At 70.5% G+C, this 916-nt stretch carries 1 protein-coding gene; it reads right to left on the reverse strand.

All coding sequences use genetic code 11. The annotated features are described in order from the left end of the window. Nucleotides 1-583: 583 nt before the first annotated feature. Nucleotides 584-916 (reverse strand): tetratricopeptide repeat protein (locus tag J7523_RS20405; protein WP_291890627.1); only part of this gene is annotated, 333 nt, incomplete at its 5' end.

The following is a 916-nucleotide window of genomic DNA, read 5'->3' on the forward strand; positions in this document are numbered from 1 at the left end:
ATGGCATCGACTACTTGGCACACTGTTGAGTTCTCAAGGAACAGACGCGCATCCCGCTCACCCTGTCGGGTTCTGCTCGGAGGCAACCGTTCAAACTTATCTGATCGCTTGCTCCCTGTCAACTTCAGCTTGTCGCTGTCGTCGACCGGTCGCCGAGGTCCTGGGACCCGGATCGGATTCGTCCTGGCCTCACCCCGTGGGGTTCGGCGCCTGGAAGACCTTACCGGATCGTCAGTCCCTCTCGATCCACCCGGTGTCCGTCGCCGCCGGGCACAGAAGTGCCTCGACGAGATGTGGTCCGGGGTGCCTACCCGGGGGACCGACCACCGAGTCCTGCTCGGTGTCCGTTCCTCCCTGCCGGGCGGCCTGGAGAAAGTTACGCACACTCGCGCCAGGATGCAAGTCGACCCCCGAAGAGCCCTCTGACCCTGGCTTTCGGGGGTCAACGTCGGTCATCGGCCGTCACAACGAGGCGCGGCGCGCGGTCTCGGGACCGGCGGCACCCCGCCGCGACGCGAGAAGCGTCGTGCGGCGCACCCCGCCGCGACGCGTGCTCGGCCCCGGCGACCGAGGGTTCGAACGCTCAGTACAGGGCCGACGCGAGCGCACGACGCGCCGCGACCACGCGGGGGTCGTCCGTGCCGACCACCTCGAAGAGGTCGACGAGCCGCACCCGCACCCGCTCGCGCTCGTCACCCGTCGTGCGCCGCACCACGTCGACCAGGCGCGCGAACGCGTCCTCGACGGCGCCGGCGAACAGGTCGACGTCGGCCACCGCGAGCTGCGCGTCGACGTCGTCGGGCGCAGCGGCCGCCGCCTCGCGCACGGTGCGCTGGTCGAGCCCCGCCGTGCGCTCCATCAGGCCGACCTGCGCGAGGCCGGCACGTGCCATCGTGTCGCGGGGGTTCTCCCGGAG

It is taken from the genome of Cellulomonas sp. (assembly GCF_017744555.1).
In the GTDB taxonomy this organism is placed as follows: domain Bacteria; phylum Actinomycetota; class Actinomycetes; order Actinomycetales; family Cellulomonadaceae; genus Cellulomonas.